At 71.7% G+C, this 19431-nt stretch carries 16 protein-coding genes; 7 read left to right on the forward strand and 9 right to left on the reverse strand.

Annotation, left to right across the window (positions count from 1 at the left end; all coding sequences use genetic code 11):
* Positions 1-23 precede the first annotated feature (23 nt).
* The 3 genes from AB0L56_RS04120 to AB0L56_RS04130 all read left to right on the forward strand — a co-directional run bounded on the left by AB0L56_RS04120 (position 24) and on the right by AB0L56_RS04130 (position 4146).
* Positions 24-872: a 3-hydroxyacyl-CoA dehydrogenase family protein gene (locus AB0L56_RS04120; protein ID WP_361028747.1), complete on the forward strand. Its 849-nt coding sequence runs from the start codon at positions 24-26 to the stop codon at positions 870-872.
* A gap of 164 nt (positions 873-1036) precedes the next feature.
* A complete protein-coding gene (locus AB0L56_RS04125; RefSeq protein ID WP_361028744.1) occupies positions 1037-1360 on the forward strand; it encodes an STAS domain-containing protein in 324 nt (107 codons plus the stop codon).
* A 251-nt stretch (positions 1361-1611) separates the two neighbouring features.
* The gene (locus tag AB0L56_RS04130) at positions 1612-4146 is read left to right on the forward strand and encodes an ATP-binding protein (protein WP_365418665.1); all 2535 of its coding nucleotides are present in this window, start codon (positions 1612-1614) and stop codon (positions 4144-4146) included.
* Between the two features lie 75 nt (positions 4147-4221).
* On the opposite strand, the gene nucS is transcribed toward AB0L56_RS04130, so the two are convergent.
* Positions 4222-4893 carry an endonuclease NucS gene (gene nucS / locus AB0L56_RS04135; protein WP_190161639.1) on the reverse strand — a complete coding sequence of 224 codons (672 nt, stop codon included), beginning with the start codon at positions 4891-4893 and terminating at the stop codon, positions 4222-4224.
* 299 nt (positions 4894-5192) lie between these two features.
* Between nucS and AB0L56_RS04140 the strand changes: the two genes are divergently transcribed.
* Positions 5193-5585 carry an SCO5389 family protein gene (locus AB0L56_RS04140; RefSeq protein WP_361028737.1) on the forward strand — a complete coding sequence of 131 codons (393 nt, stop codon included), beginning with the start codon at positions 5193-5195 and terminating at the stop codon, positions 5583-5585.
* A gap of 82 nt (positions 5586-5667) precedes the next feature.
* Here AB0L56_RS04140 and AB0L56_RS04145 read toward each other — a convergent pair whose 3' ends face one another.
* The gene (locus tag AB0L56_RS04145; protein ID WP_365418668.1) at positions 5668-6696 is read right to left on the reverse strand and encodes an LLM class flavin-dependent oxidoreductase; all 1029 of its coding nucleotides are present in this window, start codon (positions 6694-6696) and stop codon (positions 5668-5670) included.
* 243 nt (positions 6697-6939) lie between these two features.
* Here AB0L56_RS04145 and AB0L56_RS04150 point away from each other — a divergent pair, with 243 nt between their 5' ends.
* Positions 6940-7272 (forward strand): ATP/GTP-binding protein, encoded by a 333-nt coding sequence (locus AB0L56_RS04150; protein ID WP_365418671.1) that lies wholly within the window; start codon positions 6940-6942, stop codon positions 7270-7272.
* Positions 7273-7278: 6 nt separating this feature from the next.
* Here the strand turns inward: AB0L56_RS04150 and AB0L56_RS04155 are convergent, their stop codons facing one another.
* From AB0L56_RS04155 to mce, 7 genes are all read right to left on the reverse strand, one after another.
* Positions 7279-8151 carry an ABC transporter permease subunit gene (locus AB0L56_RS04155; RefSeq protein WP_361028727.1) on the reverse strand — a complete coding sequence of 291 codons (873 nt, stop codon included), beginning with the start codon at positions 8149-8151 and terminating at the stop codon, positions 7279-7281.
* On the reverse strand, positions 8148-9404 hold the full coding sequence (locus AB0L56_RS04160) for an ABC transporter ATP-binding protein (RefSeq protein ID WP_365418674.1): 1257 nt from the start codon (positions 9402-9404) through the stop codon (positions 8148-8150). Before AB0L56_RS04160 ends, AB0L56_RS04155 begins: the two co-directional genes overlap by 4 nt.
* Before the next feature lie 119 nt (positions 9405-9523).
* Positions 9524-10297, reverse strand: coding sequence for an ABC transporter permease (locus tag AB0L56_RS04165; RefSeq protein WP_365418677.1), 774 nt, complete (start codon positions 10295-10297; stop codon positions 9524-9526).
* Between the two features lie 6 nt (positions 10298-10303).
* Positions 10304-11263, reverse strand: a complete 960-nt coding sequence (locus tag AB0L56_RS04170; protein ID WP_365418680.1) for an ABC transporter ATP-binding protein — start codon at positions 11261-11263, stop codon at positions 10304-10306.
* 73 nt (positions 11264-11336) lie between these two features.
* The gene (locus AB0L56_RS04175; RefSeq protein ID WP_190161646.1) at positions 11337-12275 is read right to left on the reverse strand and encodes a cellulose-binding protein; all 939 of its coding nucleotides are present in this window, start codon (positions 12273-12275) and stop codon (positions 11337-11339) included.
* 183 nt (positions 12276-12458) lie between these two features.
* Positions 12459-16307, reverse strand: a complete 3849-nt coding sequence (scy, locus tag AB0L56_RS04180; protein WP_365418683.1) for a polarized growth protein Scy — start codon at positions 16305-16307, stop codon at positions 12459-12461.
* Between the two features lie 231 nt (positions 16308-16538).
* Positions 16539-16979: a methylmalonyl-CoA epimerase gene (mce, locus tag AB0L56_RS04185; RefSeq protein ID WP_361028714.1), complete on the reverse strand. Its 441-nt coding sequence runs from the start codon at positions 16977-16979 to the stop codon at positions 16539-16541.
* Between the two features lie 147 nt (positions 16980-17126).
* On the opposite strand from mce, the gene AB0L56_RS04190 reads away from it, so the two are divergent.
* The gene (locus tag AB0L56_RS04190) at positions 17127-18350 is read left to right on the forward strand and encodes an acetyl-CoA C-acetyltransferase (protein WP_365418686.1); all 1224 of its coding nucleotides are present in this window, start codon (positions 17127-17129) and stop codon (positions 18348-18350) included.
* Between the two features lie 41 nt (positions 18351-18391).
* The gene (gene meaB / locus AB0L56_RS04195) at positions 18392-19408 is read left to right on the forward strand and encodes a methylmalonyl Co-A mutase-associated GTPase MeaB (protein ID WP_365418873.1); all 1017 of its coding nucleotides are present in this window, start codon (positions 18392-18394) and stop codon (positions 19406-19408) included.
* Positions 19409-19431: the final 23 nt, after the last annotated feature.

Genomic DNA, 19431 nt, shown 5'->3' on the forward strand with positions numbered 1-19431 from the left:
GCGCGTATCAGGGGAGTCGCACAGTGGCACGCAAGCTCGCCGTCATCGGGGCCGGTCTCATGGGATCCGGTATCGCCCAGGTCTCCGCACAGGCGGGCTGGGACGTCGTTCTGCGCGATGTCACCGACGAGGCGCTGACGCGGGGCACCGACGGGATCAAGGCGTCGTACGACAAGTTCGTGGGCAAGGGGAAGCTGGAGGCCAAGGACGCCGAGGCCGCCCTCGCCCGGATCACCGCGACCACCGACCTGGACGCCTGCGCGGACGCGGACGTCGTCGTCGAGGCCGTGTTCGAGAAGCTCGAGGTCAAGCACGAGATCTTCCGGACCCTCGACAAGATCGTCCGCGAGGACGCCGTACTCGCCTCCAACACCTCCGCCATCCCGATCACCAAGATCGCGGCCGTGACGGAGCGCCCGGAGCGGGTCGTCGGCACCCACTTCTTCTCGCCGGTGCCGATGATGCAGCTGTGCGAGCTGGTCCGCGGCTACAAGACGAGCGACGAAACCCTCGCCCGGGCGCGGGAGTTCGCCGAGTCCGTCGGCAAGACCTGCATCGTGGTCAACCGGGACGTCGCCGGCTTCGTCACCACCCGCCTCATCTGCGCCCTCGTCGTCGAGGCCGCCAAGCTCCACGAGTCGGGCGTCGCGACCGCCGAGGACATCGACCTCGCCTGCAAGCTGGGCTTCGGCCACGCCATGGGACCGCTGGCCACCGCCGACCTCACGGGCGTCGACATCCTGCTGCACGCCACGGACAACATCTACACCGAGTCACAGGACGACAAGTTCGCCGCTCCCGAGCTGATGCGCCGGATGGTTGATGCCGGTGACATCGGGCGCAAGAGCGGGCAGGGCTTCTACGAGCACTGACACCGCGCATTCGCCCCGGCGTGCATCACACGCCGGGGTGAATTCGGTATCGGTTCGCTTACAGGCAGCAACCACTGCGGGCGCCATGCCGTCAGAGGTTGCATCACCGGCCTGACGGAAAGCACGGAAAACGCGGAGCACAACACGCATCACGGGGAGCGGATATGCACATCAGGGGCGACCACGCCGAGCTGGTCGTCGGGGGCCGCCTCGACGTCCGCAGCGCGGCGGACGCCCGTACGGTCCTGCATTCGGCCGTCGACGACGGAGCCGGCGACCTGGTGCTGGACCTGTCCGAACTGGACTCCTGGGACGCCACCGGACTCGGCGTGATCATGGGAGCCCACCGACGGGCCGGCCGGTGCGGCCGGCGCCTGGTGCTGCGCGACGTGCCGCCCCAGATGCAGCGCCTGTTGGTGGCCACCCGGCTGCACCGGATCCTGGCGATCGAAGGGGGCATCGGGGTGGAGTCGCTGCCCCGAGTGTGAGGGTTACGGGTGGACGACGGACGACCCGGACCGACCTCGGCGCACCGCGCGACCCATGCACAATCCTCACGAGACTGTGACGTCTCGGACGGCGCGGTACCCCGGACTGTCGTAGATACTGAGCGAAGGTTTAGGGTTCGGCTGCCCGCTGCCTTGCAACCCTCGAGCGGGCCCGGACCAGAAGCGACAGCGCGGTGTGCAGCGAGGCCGGGGAGGGCTTCAGCCACGACGCTTTTGGGGGGCTAGGACCTATGGACCCGAACCACACGGGACCCGACGAGTACGGCCACGGCCACGACGGTGACAGCGGCGCGCCGCGTCGTCCTCCCAGGGAATCCCTCACGTCCGACTTCGGACAGCACGCACCCGCGCTCGCCCGCACGGTGCAACTCGTCTCCGGCGACTTCCTGCTGACCGTCAATCCCGTCGACGGCAGCGAGATCGAGCCGTGCCCGCCCGCCGAACGCCCGGCCCGCCCGGTCAAGCTGACCGAGGCCGAGCGCGCCGAGGTGCAGCGTGCCGCGCAGCCGCCCGTCCCGCCGGGCCCCGCACAGCCCACGCTGCCGCTCCTCGCCCGTCAGGACGAGCGCGAGAAGCTGGTCCGGCTGCTCGCCCGGGGCCGCTCCGTACGCCTCGTCGGCCCGGCCGGTTCCGGTCGCACCCGGCTCCTCGATGTCGTCGCCGAGGACTGCGCGGACCTCGCGCCCGACGGCGTCGTCCGGCTGAACGGCCTCGGCCGCTCCGCCGACGACCTGCTGCACGACCTCTTCTACGCCGTGTACAGCGCACCGCTGCACCGCCCGGAACGGGACGAACTCCTCAGCCAGGTACGCGAGATCGGGGCCGTCGTCGTCCTGGACGACCTGGAGTTCGGCGCCGCCGCCCTCGACGAACTGCTGGACGCCACCCCCGAGTGCGCGTTCCTGTTCGCCGCCACCCCGGGCGTGCCCGAGCCCTCCGCCGACGCCGGCGTCGAGGAGGTCACCCTCCCCGGTCTCGACCGCGCCGCCGGACTCGACCTGCTCGAGCGGGCCGTGGGCCGCCGCCTCACCGAGGACGAGTCGAACTGGGCCGGTGACCTCTGGTTCGAGTCCGAGGGCCTGCCGCTGCGCTTCGTCCAGGCCGGCGCCCTGCTCCGGCAGCACGACCGGCTGCGGGCCGGCAGCAGCGCCGTCGACGAGTTCGGTGTCTTCGAGGACACCCGGCCCGACGACGCCCCCTTGGACCCCGCCGACGGCGACGAGGTGCCGCTGCCCTCGCTCGGCGAAGCCGCCGCCCCCGCCCCGCTGCTCGCCGCCCGGCTCAGCGCGTCCGCCCGCGCCACCCTGCGGTTCGCCGTCGCCCTCGGCGGCGAGGTGCCCCACCAGGCGCATCTGCCCGCCCTGGTGGGCGACACCCACGCCGACGCCGCCCTCGGTGAACTGGCCGCCTGCGGACTGGTCTCCCCGGTCGGCTCCCGCTATCGGCTCGCCGCCGGGGTCCCGGCCCAGTTGGAGGCGGCCGGATACGCCGCCGACGCCGAGGCGCAAGTACGCGCCGCCGCCCAGCACTACGCCTGGTGGACCGGGCACCCCTCGGTCACCCCGGAACGGGTGTGCGCCGAGGCCGACGCGGTGCTGGCCGCGCTCTCCGTGCTGTCGCCGCTCACCCCGGCCGCCACCGAGGGCGAGCCCGGCACCGCCGTGGAGCTCGCCCGCACCGCCGCGCCCGCGTTCGCCTCGGGGCTGCACTGGAGCGCCTGGGAGAAGGCGCTGCGGGCCGGTGCGGAGGCCGCGCGGATCGCCGGGGACGTGGGCGAACAGGCCTACTTCCACCACGAGCTCGGCATCCACGCGCTGTGCGCCGGACAGCTCGACCGGTCGCGCGCCGAACTGGAGGCGTCCATCGGGCTGCGCGGCGCCCTCGCCGACAAGCGCGGCACCGTGGCGGGGCGGAGGGCGCTGGCCCTGGTCGCCGACCGCTCCGGCACCCCGCTCTCCCTCATGGCGACCGCGGGGGAGGAAGTGCCCGAGGTCCATGTCGAGGAGTCGGCCTCGCCGCCGCGCGGGGTGCCCACGGCGTTCCCGGAACTCAAGCCGCCCGCCGACACCGCCCATGTCATCAGCCGCACGGTGCCTTCGCCGGCCACGCCCGCCAAGACCGGCAGTGGCCTGAAGGGCGTGGCCAAGCGCAATCTGGTGGCGGCCGGCGCGGGCGCGCTGCTCGTCGCCGTCCTGGGCACCGTGGTCACCCTCGGCGCCACGTCGGAGAACGACGCGGGTACGCCGTCGGAGAACGTCGGCGTCAACCCGTCCGCGAGCCAGGGCATCGACGACGGCAGCCTCGGCGCCGACCCGGCGGCCGGGGACGACGACGGGGACACCGGTGAGGCCACCAGCCGGCCCACCGACCCGGGCCCGGACGGCACGCTGGGCACCTCGGACGACCCGACGCCCACGGCCGGCAAGTCCGGACAGCCGTCGGACAAGCCGAGCGGCACGACGAAGCCGGGCGATGCGACGAAGTCCCCGTCGAAGTCGCCGTCCAAGTCCCCCTCCAAGTCGCCGTCCAAGTCCCCGACCCCGCCGCAGGAGCCGACCGAGCCGGAAGAGCCGACGGAGCAGCCCACGACGCCGACGGACCCGCCGACCACGCCGACGCAAGCGCCCACGTCGCCGGAGGAGCCGTCCACCAGCGACTCCGCCAGCGGCACCGCCCCCTCCACTCCCGTGGGGACGAGCAGCTCCGCCGGCGCCCCGTCGAGCGGCGGCGCGGGCACGCCCAGCGGCTCGCCGCCGGTGATCTGACCTGCCGCCGTCATGCCCGAGGGCCGGATTCCCCGACGGAATCCGGCCCTCGGTCCTGTCACCGCGGTATACCGCTCAGAACAGGCGCAGCTTGTCGTCCTCGATGCCCCGCATGGCGTCGTAGTCGAGAACCTGGCAGCCGATGCCCCGGTCGGTCGCGAGGACCCGGGCCTGCGGCTTGATCTCCTGGGCGGCGAAGACACCGCGCACCGGGGCGAGATGGGGATCGCGGTTGAGCAGCTCCAGATAGCGCGTGAGCTGTTCCACGCCGTCGATCTCGCCGCGCCGCTTGATCTCCACGGCGACGGTCCGCCCCTCGGCGTCCCGGCACAGGATATCGACCGGGCCGATCGCGGTCATGTACTCGCGGCGGATGAGGGTGTAGCCCTCGCCCAGGATCTCGATACGGTCGGCGAGGAGCTCCTGGAGGTGTGCTTCCACGCCGTCCTTGATCAGGCCGGGATCGACGCCCAGTTCGTGCGAGGAGTCGTGGAGGACTTCCTCCATCGTGATGATGAGCTTCTCGCCCGCCTTGTTGACGACGGTCCAGACGCCCTCGTCCTCGCCGGTGCCCTCCTTCAGCGTGCAGGGCGGCGACATCCAGTTCAGGGGCTTGTAGGCCCGGTCGTCGGCGTGGATCGAGACGCTGCCGTCCGCCTTGACCAGGATCAGACGGGGTGCCGACGGCAGGTGCGCGGTGAGCCGCCCGGCGTAGTCCACGGAGCAGCGGGCAATGACGAGACGCATGGTCGGCAACGCTACTCGACCGACCGGGGTCGAGGCGATCCGCCCTCCGGGCCGCCCTCACAGCCGCCCCCCGCGCCCCCTGCGGCGCGTCCTGAATCTCCTGGAAAACGCGTGTTCGGCGATGGCCGATTACCGGCCCACAGGAAGTTCCGCATCCGAGCATTCTCCTGGTGCCGTCACGGTCCGATGCTTACGGTATTGAACGGGAGGTCGCGAACTGTGTACGCAGCGTGCCGATGTCGCGCACTCCCCTATCTGTCAGGCAACCCCTGCTCGTTGGGGGTGCGAGAGGAGAACCCATGTCGCTCGACGTCTCACCGGCCCTACTCGAACAGGCCGAGCGAGGCGAGGTCGACGAAGCTGACTTCGTCGACTGCGTCCGGACCTCCCTGCCCTATGCGTGGGAGATGATCAGCTCCCTGGTGGCCCAGCTGAAGGTGGACGGCGGCGAGTTCGCCGACAACCAGACGCCCCCGCCGGACGAGCGGGCACGCGGTCAGCTGCTGCGTGCGCTCGCGAGTGACGCGATACGCGGCGCGCTGCAACGGCACTTCGGTGTACGGCTGGCCTTCCAGAACTGCCACCGGGTGGCCGTGTTCCCGCTTGACTCCTCGGTCGACGAGACGCTGGCCCGCTTCACCTCGGTGCGCAATCAGCTGCTGAACCAGTCGCCGGAACTGCGCGACTGCTGACGCGGCATCGTTCGCTTGCCGCTCCGTACGCGGGAGGTGCGTTTTTGTACCGGGGCGGCAAGCCTCCGCGAACCCCGCTCGCTCAGGTGAGCTGGGGAAGTACCTCGGCCCCGAGCCGCCGTACGTTCTCCTCCGTGGCCGCCAGATCGCCGGATCCCTCGACGAGCAGGGCGAAGCGGGAGATGCCGGTCCGCTCGCTGGTCGCGGCGAGCCGGTCGGCGCACAGCCGGGGCGTGCCCACCGGGTGCAGCCCGCAGAGCAGTTCGGTGTATGCCAGCGGGTCCCGCGTCTGCCGCTGCCGGCCGTCCACGGTGACATGGGCCTCCAGCCCCTGCTTCAGCCAGCCGGGCATCGCCTTCAGCAGGACCTCCGCCGCGTCCGTGCGCCGGTCCGCGATCTGGCAGACGCCGGCCGAGACATGGGCCGCGCGGTGGATCTCCCCAGCCGGCCGCCCGCACGCGCGCGCGTGCTGCCGCCACAGGGAGACCATCTCGGCCTTCTCCTCGTCCCCGATGTGCATGCCGAGCAGCATCGGCAGCCCGCGCTCGGCGGCCAGCCGCACGCTCGCCGGGGAGGTGCAGGCGACCACCACCTCCGGGCCCTCGGTCTCGGTCAGGGCCTCCGACGGGCGCGGGACCACGGGCACCTCCCGGAAGCGGTACCGCTCGCCGTCCGCCCCGACGGACGGTTCGCGCAGCCAGCGCATCAGCAGATCGAGTGATTCCGGGAACCCCTTCTCGTACGCCTCCAGTCCGGCCCCGAACACCTCCAGGTCGACCCACGGCCCGCCGCGCCCGACGCCCAGGGAGAACCGGCCGCCGCTCGCGATGTGCAGCAGCGCGGCCTGTTCGGCGAGGGCCACGGGATGGACGGTGGGCAGCACACTGACCGCCGTACCGACGCGCAGCCTGCGGGTGCGGCCGAGCAGCAGCGCGGCCAGGGTGACGGCGGACGGGCACGTGCCGTAGGGCACGAAGTGGTGCTCGGCCAGCCAGACCGAGTCGAGACCCGCCTCCTCCGCGGCCTCCGCCGAGCGGACCGCGCGGTGCAGCGCCTCCCCCTCGCCCTGCCCGGGGAACTGGGCGGCCAACACGAAACTTCCAACGCGCATTGCTTTTTCCTGCTTCCTTGGCTCCGACACGGAGCTCCCCCGCAGGGCATAACCGCCCGACACGTGCCGAGGACACGGCCGGGCAGGCGATTTTGCGGATTGTCTGCACAATGAGCCGTTGTCGAGGGGCGCCCCCCGACCACGGAGGGGACTTGTGACGGTTGGTGGCGTACGCCTACCCCCGCCCGTGCCGCGTAGGCTGGATGCGGCCCCAGCATCCTGTATAGCCCCGTGAGGTGTCCTGTGTCCCCGCGTCGCAACCGACCCAAGGGAGCCGGTGCGTCCGGCCGGAGCGCCGAGGACGACCGTTCCGGGCGCTACGGCGGCTGGCAGTCCACGGAGAGCTGGCAGGGCGAGGAGTGGAGCGTGCGGCATGTGGCGGGCGCCAGCGCCCAGGGCAAGGCCTACCGCTGCCCCGGCTGCGACCAGTTGATCCCGGACGGGGTGCCGCACGTGGTGGCCTGGCCGGAGCACTCGGGCGTCGACGAGCGCCGCCACTGGCACAAGGCGTGCTGGAACGCGAAGGACCGCCGCACCACGCGGGTGCAGCGGTCCCGTAACGCGCCGAGGTTCTGACCGGTCCTACACGTCCCGCTTCTCCAGCAGCGCATAGGCGCCGCCGAGCGCGACCCCCGTGACGACCAGCATGATCCACAGCGGGTCCCAGCCGCCCGGGCCGGACTCGGTGAGGGAATTGGCGTAGAAGACGCCCATCTGGTTGGGGATGGAGTACTCGAACAGCGCCTGCTGGACGTCCTTGAGCGACTCCGAGAACATGAAGAGGGCGATCACCAGCGGGGCGAGCACGGCACCGATCATGATGGTGATGGCGCCCGCCGAGTGCCGGACGGCCGAACCGATCGCCAGCGACAGCGTGCCCAGCAGCGCCAGGTAGAGCGAGACGCCGACCGTGCCCTTCAGCCACTCCTCGCCGGAGGGGTCCTTGGCGTTGTACCCCTCCAGCATCGCCACGTGCAGGAAGCCGGTGAGCGTGGCGCACACCAGCGTCACCACGAAGGCGACCAGGAAGAACACCAGGGCCTTGGCCGCGAGCACGCGTCCGCGAGAGGGGCAGGCGACCATCGTGGTGCGGATCATGCCCGTGCCGTACTCCGAGGCGGTGGTCAGCACGCCCAGCGTGATGATGCAGATGGCTCCCAGCAGCAGTCCGAAGAAGCCCAGAGTCAGCGGGCTCTCGCCGCCCAGGTCCGGGTCGGAACTGACGATCACGAGCCCGGTCAGCAGACCGATACCGACCACCAGCACGACGAAGACGCCCAGGGTCCACATCGTGGAGCGCACGGACTTGATCTTCGTCCACTCGGAGGCCAGCGCGTGCCCGAGGTGCGTGCGCACCACCGGGATCGGCGAGGTGTAGCCGGGGTAGGGGGAGTTGGGCGCCGCCTGCCAGTCGGGTGCGGCGCTCTGCGGCATCGGGGGCGGGGGCGTGCTCATCGGGCGTCCTCGGGCTTGGTCAGGTCGGCGGCGGGGGCGGACGGAGGCGCGGCGGCCGGCGGCGTGGCCGGAGCCGGGCCCTGCGGCGCCTGCGGAGCGGACTGCGCGTACGGGTTGGGCGTGGGGGCACCCGGGGCCGCCCCGGGGGCGCCCGGAGCGCCGTAGGGGCCCGCGGGGGCCTGCACCGGGGCGCCCTGCGGTGCGGGAGCCGGGAAGGGCTGCCCGCCCTGCTGCGGCGGCGGAGGCGCGTACCAGCCGGGCTGGCCCTGCCCCGGAACCGGCATCGGGGGCTGCACGCCCGGCGGCAGCGGCTGCTGGAGCCCCGCCTTCTGGTCGGTGGTCGACCGGTAGTCGACGGCGCCCTGCGTCATCCGCATGTACGCCTCCTCCAGCGACGCCTGGTGCGGCGACAGCTCCCACAGCCGTACGTCGCTGTCGTGGGCGATGTCACTGATGCGCGGCAGCGGCAGTCCCGTCACCCGCAGCGCCCCGTCCTGCTCCGGCAGCACATGGCCGCCGGCCTCGGTGATCGCGGCGGACAGCTTCTCGCGCTGCTGCGGCTCGGAGTCCGGGGTCCGCACCCGCGCGAAGTCGGCGGAGTTGGCGGAGATGAAGTCCTTCACGCTCATGTCGGCCATCAGCTGTCCGCGGCCGATCACGATGAGGTGGTCCGCGGTCAGCGCCATCTCGCTCATCAGATGGGAGGAGACGAAGACCGTACGGCCCTCCGCGGCCAGCGACTTCATCAGGTTGCGCACCCAGAGGATGCCCTCGGGGTCTAGGCCGTTGACGGGCTCGTCGAACAGCAGCACCTGGGGGTCGCCGAGCAGCGCGGCGGCGATGCCGAGCCGCTGGCCCATGCCCAGGGAGAAGCCCTTCGACCGCCTGTACGCCACGTCGTGCAGGCCCACGACGCCCAGCACCTCGTCCACCCGGCGGGACGGGATGCCCGACAGCTGGGCCAGGCTCACCAGGTGGTTGCGGGCGGACCGGCCGCCGTGCACCGCCTTGGCGTCCAGCAGCGCACCGACCTGGCGGGGGGCGTTGGGCAGCTTGCGGTACGGGTAGCCGCCGATCGTGACCCGACCCGCGGTGGGGTTGTCCAGGCCCAGGATCATCCGCATCGTCGTCGACTTGCCCGAGCCGTTGGGGCCCAGGAATCCGGTGACGGCGCCGGGACGCACCTGGAAGGAAAGGTTGTACACAGCGGTCTTGTCGCCGTACCGCTTGGTCAGGCCGACTGCCTCGATCATGCTCCGCACCCATCGAAAGGTTCAGGACAGCAGGGCGCACGCCCCCGTAAGGGTTAGGAGGATATCCGGACGCTGACGGTTCCGCTCAAGGCAGGGTAAAAACCGGCCCCGGACGTACCTCACTGGGCATCGCGCCTCTTGAGCAGCACATAACCGCCCACCACCGCGGCGGCCACCCACAGCGCCATGATGCCCAGCCCGCCCCAGGGGCCGTACGGGGTGTCGTCGTCCGGGGGCTGGACCACCTGCATGATCTTGCTGCCGGCCTGGTCGGGCAGGAACCGGCCGACCTTCTTGGTGGCGTCGACGTTGCCGAGGATGTTGGAGATCAGGAAGAAGAACGGCATCAGGATGCCCAGCGACAGCATGGGGGAGCGCAGCATCGTGGCGACGCCCATCGAGAACAGCGCCATCAGTGTCATGTAGAGACCGCCGCCGAACACCGCCCGCAGCACCCCGTCGTCGCCGATGGACGCCTTCAGGTCGCCGAGCATGGCCTGGCCCAGGAAGAAGGTGGCGAAGCTGGTGGCCATGGAGACGACGAGGGCGAGCGCGGTGGCGACCGCCAGCTTGCTGAACAGGAAGGTGCCGCGCTGCGGCACGGCCGCCAGCGAGACGCGGATCATGCCGGTGCTGTACTCGTTGGACACCACCAGCACCCCGAACACGATCATCGCCAGCTGACCGAGGCTCATTCCGGCGAAGCTGATGAACGTCGGGTCGAAGGCCGCCCGGTCCTGCGCGCTGAGGGACTCGAACTCGTTCTTCGACAGGGCCGAGATCAGCATGCCGAGCGCGATGGTGACGACCACCGCCAGCGACAGTGTCCACACCGTGGACGCCACCGACCGGATCTTGGTCCACTCCGACTGTACGACCTGCGTCGCCGTCATATCCGCTCAGCCCTTCGTCCAGCTCGCGCCCCACTGCTGCGGGGGTGCGGGCGTACCGGTGCCGGGGTGCGCGTGATACTCCACCGACTCCGCGGTCAACTGCATGAACGCCTCCTCCAGGGAGGCCTGCTGCGGACTCAGCTCATGCAGCGTCAGCTGGTGGCGGGCCGCCAGCTCCCCGATGGCCTCGGCCGTGGACCCGTCCACCTCCAGCGCCCCGTCACCGCTCTCCACGACCGTCATCCCGGCCCCGTGCAGCACGTCCAGCAGCCGCTCCCGCTGCGGACTGCGCACCCTCACATACGAGCGGGAGTTGCGCTCGATGAAGTCGGCCATCGAGGTGTCGGCGAGCAGCCGCCCCTGCCCGATGACCACCAGATGGTCGGCGGTCAGCGCCATCTCGCTCATCAGATGGGAGGAGACGAAGACCGTACGGCCCTGGGCGGCGAGCGACTTCATCAGCGTGCGGATCCAGTGGATGCCCTCGGGGTCGAGGCCGTTGACGGGCTCGTCGAACATCAGGATCCGCGGGTCGCCGAGCAGCGCGGCGGCGATGCCCAGCCGCTGGCCCATGCCGAGCGAGAACCCCTTGGCCTTCTTCCGCGCCACCGCCCTCAGCCCGACCTCGTCCAGCACCTCGTCCACCCGGCGCGGCGGGATGCCGTTGCTCTGGGCGAGCCACAGCAGATGGTTGTAGGCGCTGCGCCCCGGGTGCGCGCCCGTCGCCTCCAGCAGCGCCCCGATGTACGTCAACGGGTTCTTCAGCCGGTGGTAGTGCGTGCCGTCGATCCGCACGTCCCCGGCGGTCGGATAGTCCAGGCTCAGGATCATGCGCATGGTGGTCGACTTGCCGGCGCCGTTCGGACCGAGGAAGCCGGTGACGATGCCCGGCCGGACGGTGAAGGTCAGATTGTTGACCGCCACCTTCTCGCCGTACCGCTTGGTCAGCCCCTCGAGCTCGATCATGCGGCCACGCTAAAACGGGACAAAGCCCTCTGCCACCTCAGTGGCAGAGGGCTTCGCCGACGTACGGACGCCGTTACCGGGACTGCTGGGCCGGAACCCCGCGGGAGATCGGCTCGTCCTCGGCGGCCGGCGCGCCGGTCGCGGCCACCGCCGCACCGGTGAGCGTCGCCAGCATCTCGCGGACGTTCGTCAGCTGGGCGTTGATGGAGTCGCGGCGGTTGGTCAGCGCCGCGAGCTCGCGCTCGGATTCCGAACGGATCCGGTCCGCCTTGGCGTTGGCGTCGGCCACGATGTCCTCGGCCTGGCGCTGCGCGGTCTCCACCGTCTGGCGGGCACGGCGCTCGGCGTCGGTGCGCAGCTTCTCGGCCTCCAGGCGCAGCTGCTCCGCGCGGTGCTCGATCTCCGCCAGGCGCTTCTCGGCCTTGGCCTGACGCGAGGCCAGATCGCGCTCGGACTGCTCACGCCGCTTGGCAAGGTTCGTCTCGAAGTCGGCGGCGGCCTGCGCGGCCTTGGCGCGGGTCTCCTCGAAGAGGGCGTCCGCCTCCTCCCGCTTGGACTGCGCGTCCTTCTGCGCCTCGGAACGCAGCTGGGACGCCTCGCCCTTGGCCTTCTCGACGATCCGGACGCCCTCGTCCTCCGCCTTGGCCTTGCGCTCGGCGGCGTACGACTCGGCGTCGTTGCGCACCTGCTGGGCGGCCGACTCGGCGAGCTCGCGGTGCTGCTCCGCCGCGCGCCGGGCCTCCTCGCGCAGGTCCTTGGCCTCCTCCTCGGCGAGGCGGAGGATCTTCTCCACGCGCGCGCCCAGACCCGCGTACGACGGCTCGGCGTCGTTGACCTGGGCCTGGGCGTTCTGTGTCTCGAGGTGGAGCTCTTCGATGCGCTTTTCCAGAGCGGTGATGCGGGCGAGAGCGCTGTCACGGTCGGAGACGAGCTTGGAGATACGTTCGTCCACCTGAGCGCGGTCGTACCCACGCCGCACAAGCTCGAAGCCGTAGGGGGAAGTGTCGCTCATGGGGTTCCTGTCGAATGAGACCGGTGAGGTGATAGGTGGAATCCTAGGGGCCGAAGCGCTGTGTCATCGAGCGGATGCACGTTTGATACGGAGAATGACACCCCTTTTGAGTGGCTCGCCACCGGAAGACTTGCCAAAAGCATGGTCAAAGCCCTCACCGTACAAGGGTTTTGGCCCGGTTTGCTAGCTATCGGATGACTTGCCACCCGTACGGGTAGCACCCGCGGCGGCCCCCGCCTTGACCCCGTTGTCCTTGCCGCCCGCCGGCGCCTCGAAGGACTCCAGCGCCTCCAGCACATCCTGCACGCGGGAGATCTCCGCGTTGATGTCCTCGCGGCGCCGCACCAGCACCTCCAGCTCGCGCTTGCCCTCCTCGACCGTGCGCCGCGCCTCGCGGACCGCCTCGGCCTTCAGCTCCTCGGCCTCCTTCACGAGCATGGCCTTCTTCTGCTCCGCCTCCTTGAGCAGCCCCTCGGCCTTCTTCACGGCGGCGATGCGCACCTTGCCCGCCTCGGAGTTGGCCTCGGACACGATCTCCTTGGCCTTCGCCTCCGCCTTGGCGAGCTGCTCCTCGGCGGCCTTGATGAGCGCGTCGCAGCGGTCGCCCGTGGACTTCATCGTCTCCGCCGCCTCACGGCGGGCCCGCTCGTGCAGCTCCTCGATCTCACCGGTGATGCGGTCGCGCAGCTCCTCCGCGCGCTCCCGGATCTGCGTCGCGTCCCGGCGCGCACCGACCAGCAGCTCGTCCGCGTCCGTACGGGCCTTCTCCACCCGCGCGTTGCCCTCGACGGTCGCCTCGGACACCAGCCGGTCGGCCTCGGTGCGGGCCGCGCCGACCATCGTGTCCGCCTGCGACTCGGCCTCCGCCGTCGTCTTCTGCGCCTGCTGCTGCGCCTCGGTGAGCAGCTTGTCCGCCTCGGCGGTGGTCTCCGTGATGAGCGTGTCGACCTGCTCGGCCGCCTCCGAACGCCGCTTGTTGGCCTCCTTGCGGGCCTCGTCCAGCGTCCGCTCGGCCTCCTCGCGCGCCGTGGCCACCAGCCGCTCGGCCTCCGACTCCGCGTCGGACCTGACCCGCTCGGCATCCTGGCGCAGCCGCTCCGCGTGCGCCTGCGCCGATCCCACCGTCTCCGCGGCCTCGGCCCGCAGCCGCTCCGCGTCACCGGCCGCGTCCGCGATCAGCTTCTCCGCCTTGGCGACCGACTCGGAGCGCACCCGCTCCGCCTCCGTGACGGTGTCCTCGGTGAGCCGCTCGGCCTCGCTGCGGGCCTCCGTGATGAGCGTGTCCGCCTGCGTCGCCGCGTCCGAACGGATCCGGTTGGCGTCCTCGCGGGCCTCCGCCCGGGTGCGCGAGGCGGCCTGCTCGGCCTCGGCGACGGCGTCCGACGCCTCCGTACGCATCCGCTGGGTCTGCTCCGACACCTCCGCGCGGATCCGCTCGGCCTCCGTGATCGCCTCCGAGACGGTGCGCTCGGCCAGCGACTTGGCGGCCTCCGTCTCCTCGTGCGCCTCGCGCCGCAGCCGGGTGGCGTCCTCGCTCGCCCGCTCCCGCTCCGCGTAGGCGTCGGCGCGGACCCGGTCCGCCTCCTCCTCGGCCCCGCGGCGCGTACGCTCCGCGGCGTGCTCGGCGGCGGAGCGCAGCCCGGTGATCTCCTCCTGCGCCTGCTCGAACAGCCCCGCGACGGAGTCCCGCACCTGCTGGGCGTGCTGCTCGGCCGCCGACACCATCTCCGTGGCGCGCCGGTCCGCCTCCTCGACCAGACGTACGGCCTCGGCCTGCGCCTCCTCCACGCGGGTGCGCGCCGAGGCCAGCAGCTCCTCGCTCTGCTCGCGCGCCCGCTCGCGCTCCTGGTCGGCCTCCTGCCGGGCCGCGCCGAGAAGTTCCTCGGCCTCGCGCCGCCGCCGGGCCGCCTCCTCCTGCGCGGCGGCCAGGGTCTCGGACGCCTCCGTACCGATCCGCTCGGCCGCCGCCTGCGCCTCCGCGCGCATCCGGTCGGCGCTGTCCTGCGCCTCCGACTTCAGCCGCTCCGCCTCGGCCGCGGCCTCCGAACGCAGTCGTACGGCGACGGACTCGCCCTCCGCGCGGAAGGCAGACGCGTCGGCCGCCGCCTCGTTGCGCAGCCGCTCGGCCTCGGCCTCCGCCTGCTGCTGGAGCGTACGGATCCGCTCGGCGGCCTCGCCGCGCAGCCGCTCGCCCTCCTCGGTCGCCTCACGGCGGATCCGGGAGGCCTCCTCGCGCGCGTCGCTCAGCGCCTGCTCGGCGGCGGCGAGCCGCTCCTCGGCCTCCGTGTGCAGCCGGGTCAGGTCGTCCGCGGCCTCCGCGCGGCGGGCCTCGACGGCCCGCTCGGTCTCCTCGCGCAGCTCGCGCGCGGCCCGCTCGGCGTCCTCCTTGAGCGCGTCGGCCTGCTCGACGGCCTCAGCGCGGTGCCGCTCGGCCTCCTTGCGCGTGCGGTCCAGCGTCTCCTCGGCCTGCCGCCGCAGCGTGGTGGCGCGCTCGATGGCCTCGGTGCGGACCTTCTCGCTGTCCGTCTGCGCGGTGGAGCGCAGCTCGTCGGCGTCGGCCTTCGCCTTGGCGAGCAGCTCCTCGGCGGACTTCGCCGCCTCCTCGATCTGCGCCACGGCCTCCTTGCGGGCCTCCGCGCGGATCCTCTCGCCCTCGGCGACCGCGTCCGCGCGCAGCTGCTCGGCCTCGCCGCGCAGCCGGCGCGCCTCCTCCTGCAGCTCGACCGTCTTGGCGCGGTACTCCTTGGTGTCGTCCTTGGCCGCGCCCTTGAGCTGCTGGGCGATGTCGTGCGCCTCCGCGCGCAGCCGGTCGGCCTCGGCCTCGGCCTCCCTGCGGATCCGCTCGGCCTCCTCGGCCGCCGCCTTCGTGGTCTGCTTGGCCTCCTCGGACGCCTTGTTGAGCACGTCCTCGGCGGTCCTGGCCGCCTTGGACAGCTGGGTGGCGGACTCCTCGGCGGTGAGCGTGCGGGCCTTCTCGGCGGCCTCCGCGACGATCTTCTCGGCCTCCGCGCGGGCGTCGGCGACGAGCTGCTCGGCGTCCGCCTTGGTGGTCTCGGCCTCCTTGGTGGCCTCGCTGACCAGCCGGGCCACCTGCTCCTTGGCCGTGCGCGTACGGGTCTCGTTGGCGGCCTCGGCGGAGGCGAGCGCCTTGGCGGCGGCCTCCTTCGCCTCGGCGACCACCTTCTCCGCCTCGGCACGCGCCTCGCGCAGCGCGCTCTCCGCCTCCGCCATACGCTGCTCGGCGGCCTTGGCCAGCTCCTGGGCCTCACGGCGGGCCGACTGCGACTCGGAGGCCGTGGACGTTCGCACCTGCTCGGCGCGCTCGGTGGCCTCCTGCGCCTCCGTGGTGGCGGTGGTCAGCAGCCGGTCGGCGTCCGCGCGGGCCCGGCGCAGCAGCTGCTCGGCCTCCGCGCGGGCCGACTCCGCCTCGCTCTGCAGCCGGCGACGGGCCTCGGCCGTCAGCCGCTCGGCCTCCGCGCGGGCGGCGGCCATGGCCTGCTCCCGCTCCGCGCGGGTCTCCTCCATCAGCCGGCGGGCCTGCTCCTCGGTGCGGGCCCGCAGCTGCTCCGCCCACGCCACGTTCTCGTTGACGTGCGACTCGACGGTCTGCCTGCGCTCCGCCAGCTCCTGATCGAGCTGCTGGCGCCGGGTCACCGCCTCCTGGTGCAGCTCCGCCTGCAGCCGGGCCGCCTGCTCCGCGTGCTCCTGGAGGATCCGCTGGGTCTGCGCACGGGCCTGGCTCAGCTCCCGCTCGGCGTCCGCGCGGAGCTGGTCGGCCTGCAGCTGCGCGTTGCGCAGCAACTGCTCGGCCTGGTAGCCGATGTCGCCGCCGTCGTAGGCGGGCCGGGACATGATGGTGCGCCGCGCCTCGTGCAGCTTGGCGCGCAGCACCTCGACCTGGTAGCCGAGGTCCTCGGCGTGCTGGATCGCCTTTTCCCGCTCGGTCTTCAGCCGCTTCATCTCGGCTTCGAACCGAGAGAGGTGGTCGACGTCAGCCGCCGGCTCTCGCTCCTGGCTCTCGTAGCCCCGCACTGCGCGGTCCCATCCGTCCCCTGGTCGCAAGTCTGGCCGAGCTCCGTCCAACCGCCGAACGGGGCCCCCGGGGGAATGGTGTCAGATCAACGGCGGAGCCTGGGCTGCTGCCCCGCGCTCGCCCCCCGAAACCCGGACCCCGGCGATCCCGCCGCCCAAAGACGACGGGACTCGGTCACCACGCATGGAGCGGCGACCAGACCCAACCCTACCGGCCCTTATGTACGTGGGTCAGTGCTCGGACGACTCAACGGGCGCCGAAGTGACCAGTTCTGTCAGTACGCCATGGCAGTCCTTGGGGTGCAGGAAGGTGATCCGTGACCCCATGGAGCCGCGCCGGGGCTCTTCGTACAGAACGCGTACCCCCTTCTCCTTGATCCCGGCCGACTCCGCGTCCACATCCGCCGTACCGAAAGCGATGTGGTGGACGCCCTCGCCGTTCTTCGCCAGCCACTTGGCGACGGTGGAGTCCTCCCGGGTCGGCTCGAGCAGCTGCAGGTAGGAGGCCCCGCCGTCCGAGGTGTCGTTGATCTTGAGCATGGCCTCGCGCACGCCCTGCTCCTCGTTGACCTCGGAGTGGAACACCTCGAAGCCGTAGGTGGCCCGGTAGAACTCCACGGTCTTGTCCAGGTCGAAACAGGCGATCCCGATGTGGTCGATTCGCGTCAGCATGGAATCAGTGCAGCGCTCCCGCGGTGGTTACGCAACGTGCGCGCGATCACACCGAAAGGCCGATGACGGGGTCCACCGCACGTCAGTACATTCGAAGTAAACCCTCGTTCACTCCTCGGCTGTGCAGCCGGAAGGGGATCGCATCTCATGTCTTCCGCAACTTCCGCATCATCCGCAGCAAACGGCACGACATCCGTCATCGTCGCGGGCGCCCGCACCCCCATGGGGCGGCTGCTCGGCTCGCTGAAGTCGTTCTCCGGAGCCGACCTCGGCGGCTTCGCCATCAAGGCCGCCCTCGACCGTGCGGGGATCGGCGGCGACCAGGTCCAGTACGTGATCATGGGGCAGGTGCTCCAGGCCGGGGCAGGGCAGATCCCGGCACGTCAGGCCGCCGTCCAGGCCGGTATCCCGATGAACGTCCCGGCGCTCACGGTCAACAAGGTGTGCCTCTCCGGCCTCGACGCCATCGCGCTCGCGGACCAGCTGATCCGTGCGGGTGAATTCGACGTGATCGTCGCCGGCGGCCAGGAGTCCATGACCAACGCCCCCCACCTGCTGCCGAAGTCCCGCGAGGGCTTCAAGTACGGCGCGGTGCAGATGCTCGACGCCATGGCGCACGACGGTCTGACGGACCCCTTCGAGAACATCGCCATGGGCGAGTCCACCGAGAAGCACAACACCCGTCTCGGTATCGCCCGCCCCGAGCAGGACGAGATCGCCGCCCTGTCCCACCAGCGCGCCGCCGCCGCGCAGAAGAACGGCATCTACGAGGCCGAGATCACCCCGGTCGAGATCCCGCAGCGCAAGGGCGGCCCCGTCCTGTTCAGCAAGGACGAGGGCATCCGCGGCGACACCACGGCCGAGTCGCTCGGCAAGCTGCGCCCGGCCTTCTCCAAGGACGGCACGATCACGGCGGGCTCCTCCTCGCAGATCTCGGACGGTGCGGCGGCCGTGGTCGTGATGAGCAAGGCCAAGGCGCAGGAGCTGGGCCTGGAGTGGATCGCCGAGATCGGCGCCCACGGCAATGTGGCCGGCCCGGACAACTCCCTCCAGTCGCAGCCGTCCAACGCGATCCGGCACGCGCTGAAGAAGGAGGGCCTGGAGGTTTCCGACCTCGACCTCATCGAGATCAACGAGGCCTTCGCCGCGGTCGCCGTCCAGTCAATGAAAGACCTGGGCGTTTCCGCCGAAAAGGTGAACGTCAACGGCGGTGCCATCGCCCTCGGTCACCCGATCGGGATGTCCGGCGCGCGGCTCGTGCTGCACCTGGCGCTGGAGCTGAAGCGGCGCGGCGGCGGTGTCGGTGCGGCGGCGCTGTGCGGCGGTGGCGGCCAGGGTGACGCGCTGATCGTGCGGGTACCCAAGGCCTGAGCCGGTTTCCTGACAGGTTTTCTCTCGTGAACGGAGCTGTGATGCAGGACGTCTCCTCGCTGGTCGCCCAGGCCAGGGAAGGCAGGCCACGGGCCGTGGCCCGGCTGATCTCCCTGGTGGAGGGGGCGTCCCCGCAGCTCAGGGAGGTCATGGCGGCCCTGGCGCCGCTGACCGGCAACGCCTACGTGGTCGGCCTCACCGGCTCCCCGGGCGTGGGCAAGTCCACCTCGACCTCCGCCTTGGTGACCGCGTACCGCAAACAGGGCAAGCGGGTCGGCGTCCTGGCCGTCGACCCGTCCTCCCCCTTCTCCGGAGGGGCCCTGCTGGGCGACCGCGTCCGCATGTCGGAGCACGCCTCCGACCCGGGCGTCTACATCCGCTCGATGGCCACGCGAGGCCACCTGGGCGGCCTGGCGTGGGCGGCCCCGCAGGCCATCCGCGTCCTCGACGCGGCCGGCTGCGACGTGATCCTGGTCGAGACGGTGGGCGTGGGCCAGTCGGAGGTGGAGATCGCCTCCCAGGCCGACACGTCCGTCGTGCTGCTGGCGCCCGGCATGGGCGACGGCATCCAGGCGGCCAAGGCCGGAATCCTGGAGATCGGCGACGTCTACGTCGTCAACAAGGCCGACCGCGACGGAGCCGACGCCACCGCCCGGGAGCTGAACCACATGCTCGGCCTGGGCGAGTCCCGCGCCCCGGGCGACTGGCGCCCCCCGATCGTCAAGACGGTCGCCGCCCGCGCGGAGGGCGTCGACGAGGTGGTCGAGGCCCTGGAGAAGCACCGTGCCTGGATGGAGGAGCGCGGCGTCCTGACCGAACGCCGCCTGGCCCGGGCCTCCCACGAGGTGGAGTCCATCGCGGTCACGGCCCTCCGCGAACGCATCGGCGACCTCCACGGCGACCGCCGCCTGGGCGCACTGGCAGAACGCATCATCACCGGCACGCTGGACCCGTACAGGGCAGCGGACGAACTGGTAGAGGGCCTGACAACCACCCCCACAACCAGCCCGTCCGGCACAACCAGCCCGTCCGGCATATCCAGCCCGTCCGGCGCTTGAGGACGGGCCCGAAGGGCCGAAAC

This window comes from Streptomyces sp. NPDC052079 (genome assembly GCF_040680275.1).
Classification (GTDB): Bacteria; Actinomycetota; Actinomycetes; order Streptomycetales; family Streptomycetaceae; genus Streptomyces.

Excerpts from the sequence above, each read along its gene's own strand:
- AB0L56_RS04125 (WP_361028744.1), top strand. The coding sequence starts at position 1,037 with ATGCACATCAGGGGCGACCACGCCGAGCTGGTCGTCGGGGGCCGCCTC.
- AB0L56_RS04130 (WP_365418665.1), top strand. The coding sequence starts at position 1,612 with ATGGACCCGAACCACACGGGACCCGACGAGTACGGCCACGGCCACGAC.
- nucS (WP_190161639.1), bottom strand. The coding sequence starts at position 4,893 with ATGCGTCTCGTCATTGCCCGCTGCTCCGTGGACTACGCCGGGCGGCTC.
- AB0L56_RS04140 (WP_361028737.1), top strand. The coding sequence starts at position 5,193 with ATGTCGCTCGACGTCTCACCGGCCCTACTCGAACAGGCCGAGCGAGGC.
- AB0L56_RS04145 (WP_365418668.1), bottom strand. The coding sequence starts at position 6,696 with ATGCGCGTTGGAAGTTTCGTGTTGGCCGCCCAGTTCCCCGGGCAGGGC.
- AB0L56_RS04155 (WP_361028727.1), bottom strand. The coding sequence starts at position 8,151 with ATGAGCACGCCCCCGCCCCCGATGCCGCAGAGCGCCGCACCCGACTGG.
- AB0L56_RS04160 (WP_365418674.1), bottom strand. The coding sequence starts at position 9,404 with ATGATCGAGGCAGTCGGCCTGACCAAGCGGTACGGCGACAAGACCGCT.
- AB0L56_RS04165 (WP_365418677.1), bottom strand. The coding sequence starts at position 10,297 with ATGACGGCGACGCAGGTCGTACAGTCGGAGTGGACCAAGATCCGGTCG.
- AB0L56_RS04170 (WP_365418680.1), bottom strand. The coding sequence starts at position 11,263 with ATGATCGAGCTCGAGGGGCTGACCAAGCGGTACGGCGAGAAGGTGGCG.
- AB0L56_RS04175 (WP_190161646.1), bottom strand. The coding sequence starts at position 12,275 with ATGAGCGACACTTCCCCCTACGGCTTCGAGCTTGTGCGGCGTGGGTAC.
- mce (WP_361028714.1), bottom strand. The coding sequence starts at position 16,979 with ATGCTGACGCGAATCGACCACATCGGGATCGCCTGTTTCGACCTGGAC.
- AB0L56_RS04190 (WP_365418686.1), top strand. The coding sequence starts at position 17,127 with ATGTCTTCCGCAACTTCCGCATCATCCGCAGCAAACGGCACGACATCC.
- meaB (WP_365418873.1), top strand. The coding sequence starts at position 18,392 with ATGCAGGACGTCTCCTCGCTGGTCGCCCAGGCCAGGGAAGGCAGGCCA.